This is a genomic window from Lentzea fradiae (assembly GCF_900100955.1).
Classification (GTDB): Bacteria; Actinomycetota; Actinomycetes; order Mycobacteriales; family Pseudonocardiaceae; genus Lentzea; species Lentzea fradiae.
Genome location: NZ_FNCC01000009.1, coordinates 221,073 through 236,830 on the forward strand (window position 1 = coordinate 221,073; position 15,758 = coordinate 236,830).

The 15,758-nt window shown below is 71.0% G+C and carries 13 protein-coding genes; 7 read left to right on the forward strand and 6 right to left on the reverse strand.

Annotated elements, in window-relative coordinates; translation table 11 throughout:
• Positions 1 to 415: 415 nt before the first annotated feature.
• From ligA to BLT23_RS22635, 3 genes are all read right to left on the reverse strand, one after another.
• Positions 416 to 2,410: an NAD-dependent DNA ligase LigA gene (ligA, locus tag BLT23_RS22625; protein WP_090051833.1), complete on the reverse strand. Its 1,995-nt coding sequence runs from the start codon at positions 2,408 to 2,410 to the stop codon at positions 416 to 418.
• Positions 2,411 to 2,485: 75 nt separating this feature from the next.
• On the reverse strand, positions 2,486 to 2,716 hold the full coding sequence (locus BLT23_RS22630) for a hypothetical protein (RefSeq protein WP_090051834.1): 231 nt from the start codon (positions 2,714 to 2,716) through the stop codon (positions 2,486 to 2,488).
• Between the two features lie 259 nt (positions 2,717 to 2,975).
• The gene (locus tag BLT23_RS22635; protein ID WP_218133837.1) at positions 2,976 to 3,350 is read right to left on the reverse strand and encodes a MerR family transcriptional regulator; all 375 of its coding nucleotides are present in this window, start codon (positions 3,348 to 3,350) and stop codon (positions 2,976 to 2,978) included.
• A gap of 58 nt (positions 3,351 to 3,408) precedes the next feature.
• On the opposite strand from BLT23_RS22635, the gene BLT23_RS22640 reads away from it, so the two are divergent.
• The 4 genes from BLT23_RS22640 to BLT23_RS22650 are packed head-to-tail and all read left to right on the forward strand — an operon-like array spanning position 3,409 to position 6,564.
• Positions 3,409 to 4,203 (forward strand): MBL fold metallo-hydrolase, encoded by a 795-nt coding sequence (locus BLT23_RS22640; RefSeq protein ID WP_090051836.1) that lies wholly within the window; start codon positions 3,409 to 3,411, stop codon positions 4,201 to 4,203.
• A gap of 21 nt (positions 4,204 to 4,224) precedes the next feature.
• Positions 4,225 to 5,076, forward strand: coding sequence for an NAD(+)/NADH kinase (locus tag BLT23_RS40885; RefSeq protein WP_176946878.1), 852 nt, complete (start codon positions 4,225 to 4,227; stop codon positions 5,074 to 5,076).
• Entirely contained in the window at positions 5,073 to 5,546 is a 474-nt protein-coding gene (locus BLT23_RS40890; protein WP_176946879.1) for a GNAT family N-acetyltransferase, read from the forward strand. Before BLT23_RS40885 ends, BLT23_RS40890 begins: the two co-directional genes overlap by 4 nt.
• Positions 5,547 to 5,580: 34 nt before the next feature.
• Entirely contained in the window at positions 5,581 to 6,564 is a 984-nt protein-coding gene (locus BLT23_RS22650) for an alpha/beta fold hydrolase (RefSeq protein ID WP_245744097.1), read from the forward strand.
• Here BLT23_RS22650 and BLT23_RS22655 read toward each other — a convergent pair.
• Positions 6,545 to 7,918, reverse strand: a complete 1,374-nt coding sequence (locus BLT23_RS22655) for an MFS transporter (protein ID WP_281248879.1) — start codon at positions 7,916 to 7,918, stop codon at positions 6,545 to 6,547. The genes BLT23_RS22650 and BLT23_RS22655 overlap by 20 nt on opposite strands.
• Positions 7,919 to 8,028: 110 nt before the next feature.
• On the opposite strand from BLT23_RS22655, the gene BLT23_RS22660 reads away from it, so the two are divergent.
• Positions 8,029 to 8,691 (forward strand): TetR/AcrR family transcriptional regulator, encoded by a 663-nt coding sequence (locus BLT23_RS22660; RefSeq protein WP_090051838.1) that lies wholly within the window; start codon positions 8,029 to 8,031, stop codon positions 8,689 to 8,691.
• An 8-nt stretch (positions 8,692 to 8,699) separates the two neighbouring features.
• Here the strand turns inward: BLT23_RS22660 and BLT23_RS22665 are convergent, their stop codons facing one another.
• Positions 8,700 to 9,692, reverse strand: a complete 993-nt coding sequence (locus BLT23_RS22665) for a helix-turn-helix domain-containing protein (protein WP_090051839.1) — start codon at positions 9,690 to 9,692, stop codon at positions 8,700 to 8,702.
• Between the two features lie 97 nt (positions 9,693 to 9,789).
• On the opposite strand from BLT23_RS22665, the gene BLT23_RS22670 reads away from it, so the two are divergent.
• A complete protein-coding gene (locus BLT23_RS22670; protein WP_090051840.1) occupies positions 9,790 to 10,752 on the forward strand; it encodes an alpha/beta hydrolase in 963 nt (320 codons plus the stop codon).
• On the opposite strand, the gene BLT23_RS22675 is transcribed toward BLT23_RS22670, so the two are convergent.
• Positions 10,736 to 12,769: a cellulase family glycosylhydrolase gene (locus tag BLT23_RS22675; RefSeq protein WP_090051841.1), complete on the reverse strand. Its 2,034-nt coding sequence runs from the start codon at positions 12,767 to 12,769 to the stop codon at positions 10,736 to 10,738. The genes BLT23_RS22670 and BLT23_RS22675 overlap by 17 nt on opposite strands.
• A gap of 262 nt (positions 12,770 to 13,031) precedes the next feature.
• Between BLT23_RS22675 and BLT23_RS22680 the strand changes: the two genes are divergently transcribed.
• Complete coding sequence (locus tag BLT23_RS22680) at positions 13,032 to 15,695, forward strand: glycoside hydrolase family 9 protein (RefSeq protein WP_090051842.1); 2,664 nt, start codon at positions 13,032 to 13,034, stop codon at positions 15,693 to 15,695.
• Positions 15,696 to 15,758: the final 63 nt, after the last annotated feature.

The window sequence follows — 15,758 nt, forward strand, 5'->3', positions numbered from 1 at the left end:
GGAAACAGAACAGACACGCGTTCCGTTGAACAAGATGGTCGGTGCGGAACGAGTCCCCGGGCCCCACCTCACAGCCTTCGAGGAAGACCGTTCGGCTGGTACCTCGAAGTGCACACCGCCGAGAGGCGACCGCCGCACCGACCACAAGCCCGCCCCCACGCTGCCGCTCTCCCCCGTGCAGCGCGGGGGCTTCCTCATTCAGGCGGAAACGCCACACACCACACGAGCGCGCCTCGGGCCATAACGAGCACACCCAGGTCCGGTAGCCGCCGGGTGCCTCAGATCCGGCGATGCGAAGCGAGCCGCCTGCTGCTGTGCGGCACAACCCAGCCCCGGCGGCGATGAACGCCACGCCCGGCCGTGGCGCGCCCCGGTCAGCCCAGGCACGGCCCAAGCTCGGTCAGCCCAGTCGCGCTCAAGCCACTCCGGCCGAAATCAGCATCTTCCACACCACCCCTTGGTCCACCACCTCAACGCCCAGCTTCTCGGCCTTGGTCAGCTTCCCAGCCCCCACACCTTCGCCGGTGATCAACAAATCCGTACTGGCCGAAACAGAGGAAGCGGCGGTGGCCCCAGCCCGCTCACACATCTTCTGAAAAGTGGGCCGAGTGACCTTCTCCCCAGACCGCGGATCACTGATGGACCCGGTGATCACCACGGACTTCCCCTCCAACGGAGCCCCGGCCACCACGACAGGCGGAAGATCCTCCTCCCGGACATCAAGCGAGACCCCGCGAGCGCGAAGCCGCTCGATCTCCGGCCGCAACCGCCCCAGATGCTGCGTCAAGGACTCGGCCACCTTCTGCCCGATGTCCTCCACCGCAACAAGCTTCTCCACCCCAGCGTCCGCCACGTCCTCCAACGACTTGAACCCGGCCCGGCAGAGACGAGCCGCCGTCCCCTCGGAAGCCATGGGGATGGACAGCCCGATCAGCGCCCGCCGCAACCCCACCGCCCGGCTGCGCTCGATCGACTCGATCATCCGCGTCGCGGACACCTCGCCGACGCGGTCGAACTCCAGCAGCCGTTCCTTGGTGAGGGTGTAGAAGTCGGACGGGTTGACCAGGTCGCCGGTCTCCGCGAGGCGTTCGATCCACACCTGGCCGATCGCGTCAATGTCCGCGGCGGCGCGGGAGGACCAGTGGATCAGGCGGCGCACGGTCTGGGCAGGGCAGACCGCGTTGGTGCAGAACAGCTCGCGGCTGTTGCCCTGCTCGGTCAGGGGCTGGGCGCACGACGGGCACGCGGTGGGCGGCACGATCTCGACCTCGGCGCCGGTGCGCTTCGACTCGTCGAGGACGCCCGCCACGAACGGGATGACGTCGCCCGCGCGGCGGACGAGGACCGTGTCGCCGATCTTGATGCCCCGCGCGCGGATGACCTCCTGGTTGGCCAGGGTGGCGCGGGTGACGGTGGTGCCGCCGACGAACACCGGTTCCAGCCAGGCGACCGGGGCGATCTTGCCGGTCTTGCCGACGTCCCACTTCACGTCCAGCAGGACCGTCGTCTTCTCCTCGGCGGCGAACTTGTAGGCGATGGCGCCGCGCGGGGACGACGAGCGGGTGCCGGCGGCGGCGAACGCGTCCCGGTTCGCCAGGCGCAGCACCGCTCCGTCGAGGTCGTAGTCGAGGGAGTTGCGCGCGTTCTCGATGGCGCCGATCAGCTCCTGGGCCTCGGCGGCGGTGGTGCAGTGCCTCATCTCGGCCACGCTGAAGCCGAGCTTGCGCAGGCCCGCGTCCAGGTCGGAGTCGGCGCTCTCCGGCTCGGTCGTGAGGTCGAACGCGAAGAACTGCATGCGGCGGCCCTCGACGGCCTTCGGGTCCTTGGCGCGCAACGTGCCCGCGGCCGCGTTGCGCGGGTTGATCAACGGCTTGTCCGGGTGCGCCTTGTTGTACTCGTCGAACGTCGAGCGCAGCATCACGCACTCGCCGCGCACCTCGACGCGGCCGGGAGCGTCCACTTTGTCCGGCACGCCGTCGCACAACGCGCGGGTGAGGAACGTGACGTCGTCACCCGTGGTGCCGTCGCCCCGCGTGACCGCGCGCGCCAGCCTGCCGTTCTCGTACACCAGCGCGAGCGACAGGCCGTCGAGCTTGGGCATCACGACGACCGGCTGGCCGGGGAACCGCGCGAAGAACGACTCGACCTGCTCGGGCTTGTTCGCCTTCTCCAGCGACAGCATGGGTCGCGAATGCCGCACCGGCGCGTGCAGCACCGACGGCGCGCCCACGTGGTCGAGCGGGTTGTCCTCCGGCGTCAGATCCGGGTGCTCGGCGACCAAGGCGCGGTACTCGTCCTCGATCGCGTCGTACTCGGCGTCCGCCACCAGCGGCTCGCCCTGGTAGTACGCGTCGCGCAGCTCCACGATCCGCGCGGCGAGCTCCTGAATCCGTTCCCCAGCAGCACTCATGACCGGGACGTTACCGGGCACCCCTGACAATTTTCGTGCAGTCGCGATCGAGCGGCGCTCAAGCCATCGGGTGAATCAGTCCCGCGGTCCACGCAACGTCAGCACGACCCGCAGCACGTGCTCCACGGCGGCCGGGAACACCGCTCCGCGCAGCTCGTCGCGGTGCGCGAGGGTGAGCCCCGCGAACTCCAGCATCCGCTGCGGGCCCACCCGGCGCACGACGAGCGCGGCGACCTCCTCCAGCTCCAGGCCGGGGTGGTCGAGGCGGGTCAGCGCGAACTCGACGAGCAGTTCCTCTTCGGTCACCGGCCACCTCCGCGATCTGTCGGAATTCTCGCACCGGTAGGCGCCGGGAACGCGCGCCGCACCGATGATCCGCACCACGCTGTGCCGCAGGAAGAACGAGCTGCCCGCGGAGCCGGGCGCCCGGGACGAATCCTCCCGCCTCGGTCTGCCCGCTTTCAAGGTTCCGTGCGCCTCTTGGGCCGTTCACCACGCCCACACCGGCCGAACCGAGCAATTCGGTGCCGAAGGACGCTCGCGGTCCACTTCGGACCGCCGGTGGTCAGGGAGCGAGCATCCGCTTGAAGTCCGGGCACTCGACCAGCGGCTCGTGGGTGCAGACCGCGGCGTGGTCCAGGCTGTCGCGCATCCGGACCAGCCGCGCGATGTCCTCGTCGAGGCGCCGGGCCTTCGAGACGAGGTCCGCCCGCGTCACCTCGTCCGCGGGACCGGCTCCCAGGAACCGGGCGATCTCCGCGACGGTGAACCCGGCCCGGCGGGCGCAGATGATCATCGTGAGCCGGGACAGCACCGACGGGTCGTAGGTGCGGCGCAGCCCGTTGCGCCCGCTCGGCGTGAGCAGGCCCTTCTTCTCGTAGAACCGCAGGGCCGACGGTGCGAGCCCGGTCCTGCGCGCGACCTCGGCGATGTCCAGCACACCGCCGACGATAGCGCCCTTGACTTGAAGCGCGCTTCAAGTCGCACGATCACCCACCATGCGGATCCACCACCTGAACTGCGGTTCCATGCGCCGGATCGACCCGACCCACGACGGCCTGCCGAGCGCCCCTGCCGTGAACCACTGCCTGCTGGCCGAGACGGAGGACGGGCTCGTCCTCGTGGAGACGGGGCTCGGGCTCGGCAACGTCCTCGACCCCGCCGGCACGCTCGACGCGGCCTGGACGGCGATGGTCGAACCCGCCCTCGAAGAAGAAGAGACCGCCATCCGCCAGATCAAGCACCTGGGCTTCGACCCCGCCGACGTCCGCCACGTCCTCGTCACGCACCTCGACGTCGACCACTGCGGCGGACTGCCTGACTTCCCCCGCGCCACCGTCCACGTCCTGGCCGCCGAGCTGGACACCGCTCTGCGCGAGGCACCGAGCCACCGCTACCGCCCCGCCCACTGGGCGCACGGTCCACAGTGGCGCACGTACGAGTCCACGAACGACAGTTGGTTCGGTCTCGACGCGATCCAACCGGCCGGGTTGCCGGAGGAGATCAAGCTCGTCCCGCTGGGCGGCCACTCCGCGGGCCACACGGGCGTGGCGGTGCACAACGGCGACAGGTGGCTTCTGCACTGCGGCGACGCCTACTACTACCACCGCGAACTGGACGAAGCACCTGAAACGCACCCCGTGCTGGACATCGTGCAGACGCGGGCCGAGGTCGACCACGACCGCCGGATGAGCACTCAGGCCGCACTGCGCACCCTCGCCCGCGACCACTCCGCCGAGGTCACGCTCTTCAGCGCACACGACCCGTGGGAATTCGGCAGACTGGCGGGATGACGCGACCGAGGACGACCTGACGTGCACGCCGCCGGTCTGGTGCTGCACCCGAGACGGGACTCCGCCGCGGCCGTCGAGGCGGTGCTCGGCTGGGCGGCCCACCGGGGCGTCGAGATCCTCGGCATCGCCGACGAGATCGACCGCCTGCGCTGCGAGGCCACCCCGGTCTCGGCGGAGGAGCTGGGCCGGCGGGCCGACCTGGTCGTGAGCCTCGGCGGGGACGGCACGATGCTGCGCGCCATGCGCCTCGCCGACGGCCAGGACGCCCCGGTCCTCGGCGTGAACCTCGGCAAGCTCGGCTTCCTGGCCGAGGTCGACGTGCCGGACCTGCCCGCGGCGCTGTCCGCGATCGACGCGCACGAGTACACCACCGAACCGCGCCTGGCCGTGGACGCGGTGTTCGGCGACCGGAAGGTGACGGCGTTCAACGACATCGCGGTCGTCCGCACGCCGGGCCGGGGCAGCGCACGCGTGGCCGTCCGGGTGGCGGGACAGCCGTTCGTCAGCTACTCCGCGGACGCCGTCATCGTCGCCACCCCGACCGGGTCGACGGCGTACAGCTTCTCCGCGGGCGGGCCGATCACCAGCCCGTCCGTCGAGGCGCTGCTCGTCACCCCGGCCTCGCCGCACTCGGCCTACAGCCGGGGCGTCGTGCTGTCGGTGGACGACCGGGTGGACCTCGACCTGCTGCCGTCGAGCGGCGCGCTGGCCGTGGAGGTGGACGGGATGGTCGCCGGACACGTCGAGCCCGGTCAGCGGGTGTCGCTGCGGGGCAGGCCGGGCGCCGCCCGCGTGGTGCGGCTCGGGATGACGACGTTCTACCAGCGGGCCCGGCGCAAGCTGCGGCTCGCCGACTCGGCGGAGCTCGGGTGAGGCTCCGCCCGTGGACCGCGCAGGACGCGGCCTGGTACGCGGAGGCGACGAGGGACCCCGAGGCCCAGCGGTTCACCGCCGATCCGCCGGACCTCACCGAGGAGCGGGTCGCCGCCGCGATCGAGGCGTTGGCCGGCAACCCGGACGCCGCGTCGTTCTGCGTCGAGGACGCGGGTGAGCGCTGCGGCAACGTCGCCGTCGCGTTCGAGGACGGCGTCGGCCACGTGTCCTACCTGGTCGCGGCCCACGCGCGGGGACGCGGTCTCGGTACCGCGGCGCTGTCCGAGTTCGTGACGTGGATCTTCGCGCACCACCCGGTGACCGAACTGCGGCTGTGGACCCACCGCGACAACACCGGCTCCCGCAAGGTCGCCGAACGCGCGGGGTTCGTCCGCGACCCGGCCCGCGACCAGGACCGCGAGGTCAAGGGCCGCACCTGGCCCACCGTCGCCTACCGGCTCGTCCACTGACCTCTCCAGCCGTGCTCGAGCGGCGCTTGCTCGGATGTCCGCGCCGAGCAACGGACGGGGGCACGAGGTCATGGAGCTGAACAGGCGAAGAGTGTTCGCGCTGGGAGCGGGAGCCGCGCTCGCGGCGAGCACCGGGACAGCGGCGGCACACGCGAAACCGGCGCACGCCGAGCCGGGGCTGCCCGGCTTCCAGCACAACCACACGCAGGTCAACGGGGTCCGCCTGCACTACGTCACGGGCGGCAGGGGCGAACCGCTCGTGCTGCTGCCGGGGTGGCCGCAGACGTGGTGGCTCTACCACAAGATCATGCCCGCGCTGGCCGAGCGGTTCCGCGTCATCGCGGTCGACCTGCGCGGCATGGGCGGGTCGGACAAGCCCGCGGGCGGCTTCGACAAGAAGACGATGGCCACGGACATCCACGAGCTCGTCCGCAAGCTCGGGTACCGGAAGGTCAACGTCGTCGGGCACGACCTGGGCAGCATGGTCGCGTTCGCGTTCGCCGCCAACTTCCCGGAGGCGACGAAGAAGGTCGCCTTCATGGACGTCCTGCACCCGGACGAGAGCTTCTACCACATCCCGCTGCTGCCGCCGCCCGGCGTCTTCAGCGTCTGGTGGTTCGCGTTCAACCAGGTCATGGGGCTGCCGGAGCAGCTGCTGGCCGGGCGGTTCCGGTACCTGGCCGACTGGCTGTTCGCCAACACCGCGTTCACCCCGTCCGCCATCGACGAGCGGTCGCGGTCGATCTACGCGCGGGCCTACGACTCACCGGAGGCGATCCGCGCGAGCAACGGCTGGTACCAGGCGTTCCACCAGGACATCGCGGACGGCAAGACCTACGCGAAGCTCACGCCGCCGGTGCTCGGGCTCGCGTCGGTGTCGTCCTACGACCAGTTCCTGGGGACGCTCCCGGCCGTCGCGAACCAGTTCGAGGTCGTGCCGGTCGACGGGTCCGGCCACTGGCTCGCCGAGGAGCGGCCGGACGTCGTCACGAGCGAGATCATCCGTTTCTTCGGCTGACCGACGGGAGGAACGCCGCGATCGCGACGGCCACCAGCGCGGTCGCGGCGCCCAGCCCCATGATCAGGTGGAACCGCAGCGGGGCGGCGACCTGCGTCAGCACGACGCCCGCCACCGCGCTGGACACCGACGTGCCGATCGAGCGCATGAGCGTGTTGAGGCCGTTGGCGGCGGCCGTCTCCGAGGTCGGCACGGCGCCCATGATCAGGGCGGGCATCGCGCCGTAGCCCAGGCCGATGCCGAGGCCGATCACGGCGGAGATGAGCACGAGCTGCCAGATCTCGGACAGCAGGAAGATCCCGATGCAGTAGCCGAAGGCGACGACCAGCGCGCCGACCATCAGCGTCGTCCGGGGGCCGCGCGCGTTCGAGATCCGCGCGGACAGCGGCGACGACGCCATCATGACGAGCCCGGACGGCACCAGCACCAGGCCGGTGACCAGCAGCGACTGACCGAGCCCGTGCCCGTCCCCCACCGGCGCCTGCAGCACCGCCGGCAGCACCAGCGACTGCGCGAACAGGGCGAACGCGAACGACACAGACGCGATGTTGGTCAGCAGCACCTGCTTGCGGGCGGTGGTGCGCAGGTCGACCAGCGGCCGCGGCGCCCTCAGCTCCCACCAGCCCCACACGGCGAGCACGACGGCCGCGCCGACGAACAGGGTGGTGACGGTGCCGCCGCCCCACGTCGACGCCTTCGACACGCCCAGCAGCAGGCAGATCAGCGCGATCGAGAGCCCGACGGCGCCGGGGAAGTCGAACCGGCCGCCGCTGCGCACCGGTGACTCCGGCACCCAGACCAGCACCGCCACGACGGCCAGCGCACCGACGCACGCGGACGTCCAGAACAGCATGTGCCAGTCGCTCTGCTCCACCAGGAACGCCGCCGCGGGCAGGCCGAGCGCGCCGCCGACGCCGAGCGAGGCGCTCATCAGCGCGGTCGCCCCCGCCAGCCGTTCGCGGGGCAGCTCGTCGCGCATGATGCTGATGCCGAGCGGGATCACGCCGACCGCCATGCCCTGCACGACACGCCCGACGACCAGCGGCCCCAGCGAGTTGCTCATCGCCGCGATCAGCGACCCCAGGACGACCATAGACAGGCTGACCAGCAGCATCCGGCGCTTGCCGTACATGTCCCCGAGCCGGCCGATGACGGGCGTCGCGACCGCGCCCGCCAGCAGCGTGGAGGTGATCACCCACGTCGTGTTGCCCGGCGACGAGCCCAGGAGCCGCGGAAACATCGGCAGCAGCGGGACGACGAGGGTCTGCATCAACGAGACGGTGATGCCGCCCGCCGCGAGCACCGCCACGACGACGTTGGGACGCGTGACGGGGCGCGTTTCTTCGAGGAGCACGCCACCGAGTCTAAGTCAGTCACTTGACTTAATCTGGAGCGGTCAAGATGTCCGCGATGTCCGGAGCCGCTCCGGCCACGCGCAGGCGACGCGGGGAAGATGGTGCCGTGATGAGCAAGGTGGACAGCCCGTCCCGGACCGAACGCGCCAACGCCACCCGCGAGCTGATCCTGACGGCCGCGGAGCGCCTGTTCGCCGAGCACGGCGTGCTGGCCGTGTCGAACAGGCAGGTCAGCGAGGCGGCCGGGCAGGGCAACAACGCCGCCGTCGGCTACCACTTCGGCACCAAGGCCGACCTGGTCCGCGCCATCGCGCGCAAGCACCTCGCGCAGGTCGAGGAGGTCCGGCAGCGGATGATCTCCCGGCTCGGGCAGGAGCCGGACCTGCGGGACTGGATGCGGTGCCTGGTCCACCCGCTCACCGAGCACCTGGAGGCGCTCGGCAACCCCACGTGGTTCGCGCGGTTCGGCGCCCAGGTGATGACCGACCCGAGGCTGCGGCCGATCATCGTCGAGGAGAACCGGTCGTCACCGTCGCAGCGGCGCATCCTCGCCGGGCTGGACGTCTGCCTGGCCCACCTGCCGCAGGACGTGCGGGCCGAACGGCACGACATGGCGCGGCAGCTGCTCGTGCACATCATCGCCGAACGGGAACGCGCCCTCGCCGAGAACACCCCGACCCCGAGGACGAGCTGGCACGACGCCGCGACGGGTCTGGTCGACGCGCTGGTGGGCCTGTGGCAGGCGCCGGTCAGCGGCGAGCGCCGCCCCTGAGCCGGACGTCAGCGGGTGGCGGCGTTGTCGCGCAGCCGCCGCAGCACCAGGGCCAGCCGCAGCCGGAACCGCCCCGGTGCCTCGTCGAGGCCGAACCCGAGCACCGCCTCGGCCCGCGCGAGGCGCGCGGTCATCGTGCTGTGGTGCCGGTGCAGCACCGCCGCCGCCTTGCGCACCGAACCGGTGGCGCACAGGGCGTCCAGCGCCGTGATCATGTCCGGTTCCCCGGCGAGCCGGTCGAGCGCGCGGACGTCCGGCAGCGCCGCGATCTCCGCCGGGCTCGTGCCCGCCAGGAGCGCCAGCCCGCCCAGCTCCTCCCACCGCACCACCGGTTCACCGTCCGATGTGTACCGCAGTGCGGCGCGGGCGGCGCGCCACGACTCGGCCGCGTCGATCGCGGGCAGCAGCGGCCCGACGCCCATCCGCCCGGTCACCGGCGGCACCTCCGTGGCGAGCACCGCCCGCACGGAGCCGAGCACCACCGACCGTCCCGGCACCTCCCCGGTGACCGCCAGCACGCGCATCGGCGCCGTGGCGGCGATGCCGAGCAGGTGCAGGGCGCGGGAACGTTCCGCCGTGCCAACGCTTTCCGAGAGCACCAGCTCGACCAGCGCCGGGTCGCCCAGCTCCGGCAGCGGGACGCCGGAGTGCTCCAGCAACACGGCGGCGGCGATCGCGAACCGCTCCAGCAGCATGTCGTCCAGCGGTGCGGGGGTGCCCGGCCGCGCGACCCACACCTCCACGCCGCCCTCCAGCGCGCGGACGGCGGCCTTCGCGGGCACCGGGCCCACCGTGACGGGACCGCCCGCGTCCGCCCGCAGCGCGAGGCCCTGGCCGGGCGCGTGCAGACCGGCGGGGCACCCGGCGAGCTCGGACGTGCTGCGCACCAGCCGGTCGAGCCCCGCCCGCTCGGTGATCAGGCGGTCGAAGAACCCGATCACCCGCACCGCGCCCTCGGCGTCGGCGTCCAGCTCCGACAACCTCAGCAGCAAGCCCTTCATCCCGTCACGATAGCCCCGCCAGGTGGTGGGCGAAGGGCCTGAACCGCCCGCCAGGTGTCGGATGCGCGCGCCACCGCGGAGCACCGAGGATCGGTTCATGAGCTACGACTACGACCCCGAGCTCCTCCCCTGGCTCCACCTGCTGCCCGACGTGCAGCTGACCGGCTACGACTCCTTGCTGGCACTGCGCGCCCAGCAGGAGGGCCCGATGGCCGGTGGGCCCGAGTACGAACCGGTGCACCCGATCGACGTCCGGGACGTCCTGGTGCCCGGACCGTCGGACGCGCCCGACGTGCGGGTGCGGATCTACAGCCCCGCCGACCGCCAGGGGCCCGTGCCGGGGCTGGTCTACGTCCACGGCGGCGGGTTCGTGCTCGGCGACCTGGAGTCGTTCCACCCCCAGGTTCTGCGCGTCGCGGACGAGCTGGGGATCGTGGTCGTGGCCGTGGACTACCGGCTCGCGCCCGAGCACCCCTTCCCCGCTCCGGTCGAGGACTGCTACGCGGCGCTGAAGTGGGTCGCGGAGAAGGCTTCGGAGCTGGGCATCGACCCCGCACGCCTGGGCATCTCCGGAGAGAGCGCCGGCGGCGGGCTCTCCGCCGCGACCGCGCTGCTGGCGCGCGACCGCGGCGGCCCCGCGCTGGCGTTCCAGCTGCTCTCCTTCCCCGAGCTGGACGACCGCCTCGGCACCGAGTCGATGCGGGACTACGTCGACACGCCGATCTGGCACCGCCGCAACGCGATCTACAGCTGGACCGCGTACCTGGGCACCGAGCCGGGCGGCGAGGACGTGTCGCCCTACGCCGCCCCGGCCCGCGCCACCGACCTGTCCGGGCTGCCGCCCGCGTTCGTGACGGCCTGCCAGTACGACCCGCTGCGCGACGAGGGCATCGAGTACGCCCGCCGGCTCGCCCACGCGGGCGTGCCGGTCGAGCTGCGCCTCTACCCCGGCACGTTCCACGGCTCGGTGCTGGTCGGGAGCGCGTCGATCTCGCGCCGGATGACCGACGACGAGCTCGACGCGCTGCGCAGGGGTCTGCGGATCACGGAGTCCCGCTGACCGAGCTGCCCGACCTCGTGACGCGGTAGGTGACGGTGGCGCCGCTCCAGTAGTGGAACGTCAGCGTCACCTGCGCGTTGTCGCGGACCTCGGCGAAGAACTCCGGCGTCAGCGTCGTCACGCCGCTCGTGTAGTCCGGCGCGAAGGCGCGGTCGAACTCCTTGAAGGAGGTCCAGTCGTGCGGCCCGGCGTTCGTCCCGTCGGCGTACCTGGCCTCCATCGTGGCGAGCCGGTCGCCGCGGAAGGCCGTCGGGATCGAGAACGCCCCGGTCGTGCCGGTGGCCGCGGACAGCACCGGCACGTCGTGCGTGATGACGTCGATCCGCCACGGCACCCCGGCCGAGAAGTGGGCGGTCAGCACGGCGTTCGTGCCGTAGACCCGTGAGCCGCTCAACCGGGTCAGCGCCGCGGCGGTCAGGGTGAGCTGGTCGCCGGAGATCGTGTAGTCCGTGCCGCGCACCAGGTCCACGCCGTTGTGCCGCAACGCCGTGAACGTGGTTCCGTTGGGCTGCAACGTGATCGTCTTGGCGGTGATCGCGTTCGCCTTCGCGCTGAACACCATGTCGCTCGACGCCGTGCCGGACCTGGTCGTCCAGCTCGACCTGATCTGCGCCCACAGCTCGGGATCGCTCCACGCGAACGACGTCCGGCCGAGGTGCTGGCCGTTGTCCCACAGCATCGTGGTGATCTGCTTGGCGCGCGCGTAATGACCGAACAGCTCGAAGAACTTGAGCTTCTCGCCCTGCTCGATGGTGCCGGTGTGCCGGTCGAAGCCGAGCAGCCCGTACTCCCCCAGCACCACGGGAACGCCGCGTGCCACGAAGGTGTCGTGGACGCGGTCGAACGAGTCGGTGAGGTCCTTCTGCGCCGTCGCGTCGAAACGGAAGCCACCGGCGACGTTCACGCTGAACGGCCAGTACCCGTAGTAGTGCACGGTCGCGGCGATGTTGCGGTCGCCGAACCCGCTGATCGAGGCCGCCAGCTCGTCGAGCCGCGCCTGCTCCGAGGACGTGTGCAGGGTGGGCAGCACGAGCAGCCGGTTCGCGTTGTTGCCGCCGGAACGCCGCACGATGTCGCGGAACGAGGAGTTCAGCTCGTGCAGCAGCTGCGCGTTCTGGGCGTCACCGGAGCTGCCGGTGAACTGCGGTTCGTTGACGCTTTCGAACACGAGCTTCGCGGGCGCGTCCTTGAACGCGGTCGCCAGCTGCGTCCAGATCGCGTTGTAGCGGGCGAGGACCCCGGTGCGGTCCGAAGGCATGGCGGAGATCCACTGCCACGAGTCGTGGTGGATGTTGATCATCACGTGGAAGCCGTCCGCCAGTGCCCAGCCGACGACCTCCTTGACGCGGTTGAGATACGCGGCCTCGACGGTGTGGTCGGCGGCCTGGTGCTGGCCCCACGTCACGGGGATGCGGATGCTGTTGAAACCCTGCGCCCGCACGGAGTCCAGCAGCGCCTCGGTGACCCGCGGGTTGCCCCACGACGTCTCGTCGGCGCCGGTCGAATCCAGCGTGTTGCCGAGGTTCCACCCCGGCTGCATCGCGGCGACCTGCGCCATCGCATCGCCGGGCACGGGGTTCTCGGTGGTGGTGGTCGTGGTCGTGACCGGGCTGCCGGTGCAGGTGACCCCGTTGAGGGAGAACGACCGCGGCGCGGTGTTCGCGCCCGTCCAGGTGCCGTTGAAGCCGAAGGACACCGTGCGGTTCGTCTCGATCACGGCGTTGTAGCCGGCGTCGGTGGCCACCGCCTGGCCGCCGGACGACGTGACGGTGGCGTTCCAGGCTTGGGCGACCTGCTGACCGGACGGCCACTCCCAGGTCAGCCGCCAGCCGTCGACCCGGTCCCCGACGTTGGCCACGGCGACGTTCGCCGTGAAGCCGCCCTGCCACTGGCTCGCGACCTCGTAGTCCACGCGGCACCCCGGCGCCGCTGCCGCCGGTGCCGCCACCGCGAGCCCGATTCCCGTCGCCACCACCGCGAAAGCCGCCAACAGCGCCACGCCGCGCCGTCCGCTCATGATCCACCTCCGTTTTCTGGGAACGTTCCCAGATTTTCGAAACTGTAGCCATGTCCTTGTGCGACAGGAAGATCGTGTCGAACCGGAGGACACCGACGTCGAACTGTGGTCGAACGGAATCGATGGGAGCGTTGCGCAGCACGCAATTAAGTCGAACTGTCGAACAGGAGCGGAAAATTTCCTGCGTGACCGTTACAGTCCGGTTTCTGGGAGCGCTCCCAGTCCTACGTCGAAGCTTCAGTCATCGGAGGCTCACGTGCGCATGTCGAGAGCTGTGCCGGTCGTCCTCGCCGCCGTGCTGACGGCGCTCGCGGCGTTGTCGGGGCCGCTGGCGTCCCCGTCGGCCGCCGCTCCCGCGTACAACTACGCGGAGGCGTTGCAGAAGTCGATCTGGTTCTACGACGCCCAGCGCTCGGGGGCGCTTCCGGCGGGCAACCGCGTGAGCTGGCGGGCCGGCTCCGCGCTGAACGACGGGTCCGACGTCGGGCTCGACCTGTCCGGCGGGTTCTACGACGCGGGCGACCACGTGAAGTTCGGTCTGCCCTTCGCGTTCACGATGTCGATGCTCGCCTGGGGCGTCGTGGAGAACCGGGACGCCTACGCGAGCTCCGGCCAGCTGCCGCACCTGCTCTCGAACCTCAAGCACGGCACCGACTGGATCATCAAGGCGCACCCGTCGCCCAACGTCGTCTACGGGCAGGTCGGCGCGGGCAACCCCGACCACGCCTGGTGGGGCTCGGCCGAGGTCATGACGATGGCCCGTCCTTCGTACAAAGTGGACGCTTCCTGCCCCGGCTCCGACCTCGCGGGCGAGTACGCGGCCGCGATGGCCTCGGCCTCGATGGTCTTCCAGGCCACCGACCCCACCTACGCGGCGACCCTGCTGACGCACGCGAAGCAGCTCTACTCGTTCGCGGACACCTACCGCGGCAAGTACAGCTCCTGCATCACCGACGCCTCGAACTTCTACAACTCGTGGAGCGGCTACCAGGACGAGCTGGTGTGGGGCGCGATCTGGCTGCACCGCGCCACCGGTGACGCGTCCTACCTCACCAAGGCGAAGGCCGAGTACGAGAAGCTCAGCACCGAACCGCAGAGCAGCGAGCGGTCCTACAAGTGGACGATCGCGTGGGACGACAAGTCTTATGGCGCCTACGTCCTGATGGCGAAGCTGACCGGTGAGCAGACCTACGTCAACGACGCGAACCGCTGGCTCGACTACTGGACGACCGGGTACAACGGCAACCGGATCCGCTACTCCCCCGGCGGCCAGGCGGTGCTCGACAGCTGGGGATCGCTGCGGTACGCGGCCAACACCGCGTTCGCCGCGCTGACCTACTCCGACTGGCTGTCCACCCGGGACAGCACGCGGGCGCGCACCTACCACGACTTCGGCGTGCGGCAGATCAACTACGCGCTGGGCGACAACCCGCGCAACTCCAGCTACGTCGTCGGCTTCGGCGCGAACTCGCCGCGCAACCCGCACCACCGCACGGCGCACGGCTCGTGGGCCGACAGCATCCAGGAACCCGCCGTCAGCCGGCACGTGCTCTACGGCGCGCTGGTCGGCGGTCCCAGCACCAACAACGACGCCTACACCGACAGCCGCAGCGACTACGTGATGAACGAGGTCGCGCTCGACTACAACGCGGGCTTCACCAGTGCCCTCGCCCGCCTCTACGGCGAGTACGGCGGCACGCCGCTCGCGAACTTCCCCGTGGCCGAGACGCCGGACGGGCCCGAGCTCACGGTTCAGGCGTCGGTGAACCAGAGTGCCACGCAGTTCACCGAGGTGAAGGCGTTCCTGCTCAACAAGAGCGCGTGGCCGGCCAGGACGTTCAACGGCACCCTGCGCTACTACTTCACGCTCGACGGCGCGACGACGCCGAGCCAGATCACCGTCACGACGAACTACAACCAGTGCGGGGCGGCGAGCGCGCCCGTGCAGCACCAGGGTTCGGTGTACTACGTGGAGATCCCGTGTCCCGGTGTGGCACCGGCCGGGCAGTCCGCGTACCGCAAGGAGGTCCAGTTCCGCATCACCAGCGCGGGCACCTGGGACCCGTCCAACGACTGGTCGTACGTGGGCCTCGGCAGCGGCAACACCGTCGTCCAGACCGACCGGCTCGTGCTGCGCGAGAACGGCAAGACCGTCTGGGGCACCGAACCGGACGGCGGCAGCGGAGTCGAGGACTCCGAACCCCCGTCGGTCCCGAGTGGACTGACCACGTCGAACGTCACCAGCAGCGGCGTCACGCTGAGCTGGACGGCTTCGACCGACAACCTCGGCGTGGCCGGGTACGAGGTCCTGAACGGCAGCACTGTCCTCGGTTCGTCAGCCACCACCACCCTCCGGCTGACCGGCCTCACCCCCGACACGTCCTACTCGCTCGCGGTGCGGGCCAGGGACGCCGCGGGGAACGTCTCCGCCGCGAGCAGCGCGGTCACCGTGCGGACTCTTCCCGGTGACAGCGGCGGCGGGACGCTGGCGGTGCAGCACAAGGGATCCGGCCCGGCCACGTCGAACCAGATCGGCGCCACGCTCCAGCTGACCAACCGCGGCACGTCCCCCGCCGCCCTCGGCACCACGACGATCCGGTACTGGTTCACCGGCGACTCGCCGTCGGCGAGCTACCAGGCGTGGTGCGACTGGGCGCAGCTCGGCTGCTCGGGCATCACGGTGCGGGTGATCAAGCTCACGACCGCCCGCACCGGAGCCGACGCCTACCTGGAGGTCACCCTGCCCTCCCGCGACCTCGCGGCGGGGGCGAGCACGGGCGACATCCAGGTGCGGATCGCCAAGTCCGATTGGTCCACTTTCAACCAGTCCGACGACCACAGCTACCGCGTGAGCGCCGCTCTCACGGACTTCGACAGGGTGACCGCGCACACCGGCGGGACCCTCGTGTGGGGCACCGAGCCCTGAGGACTTCGGGGCGGGACGTTCTGCACCTGCAGGCGTCCCGCACCGACCCCAAGCCGCGTTCCC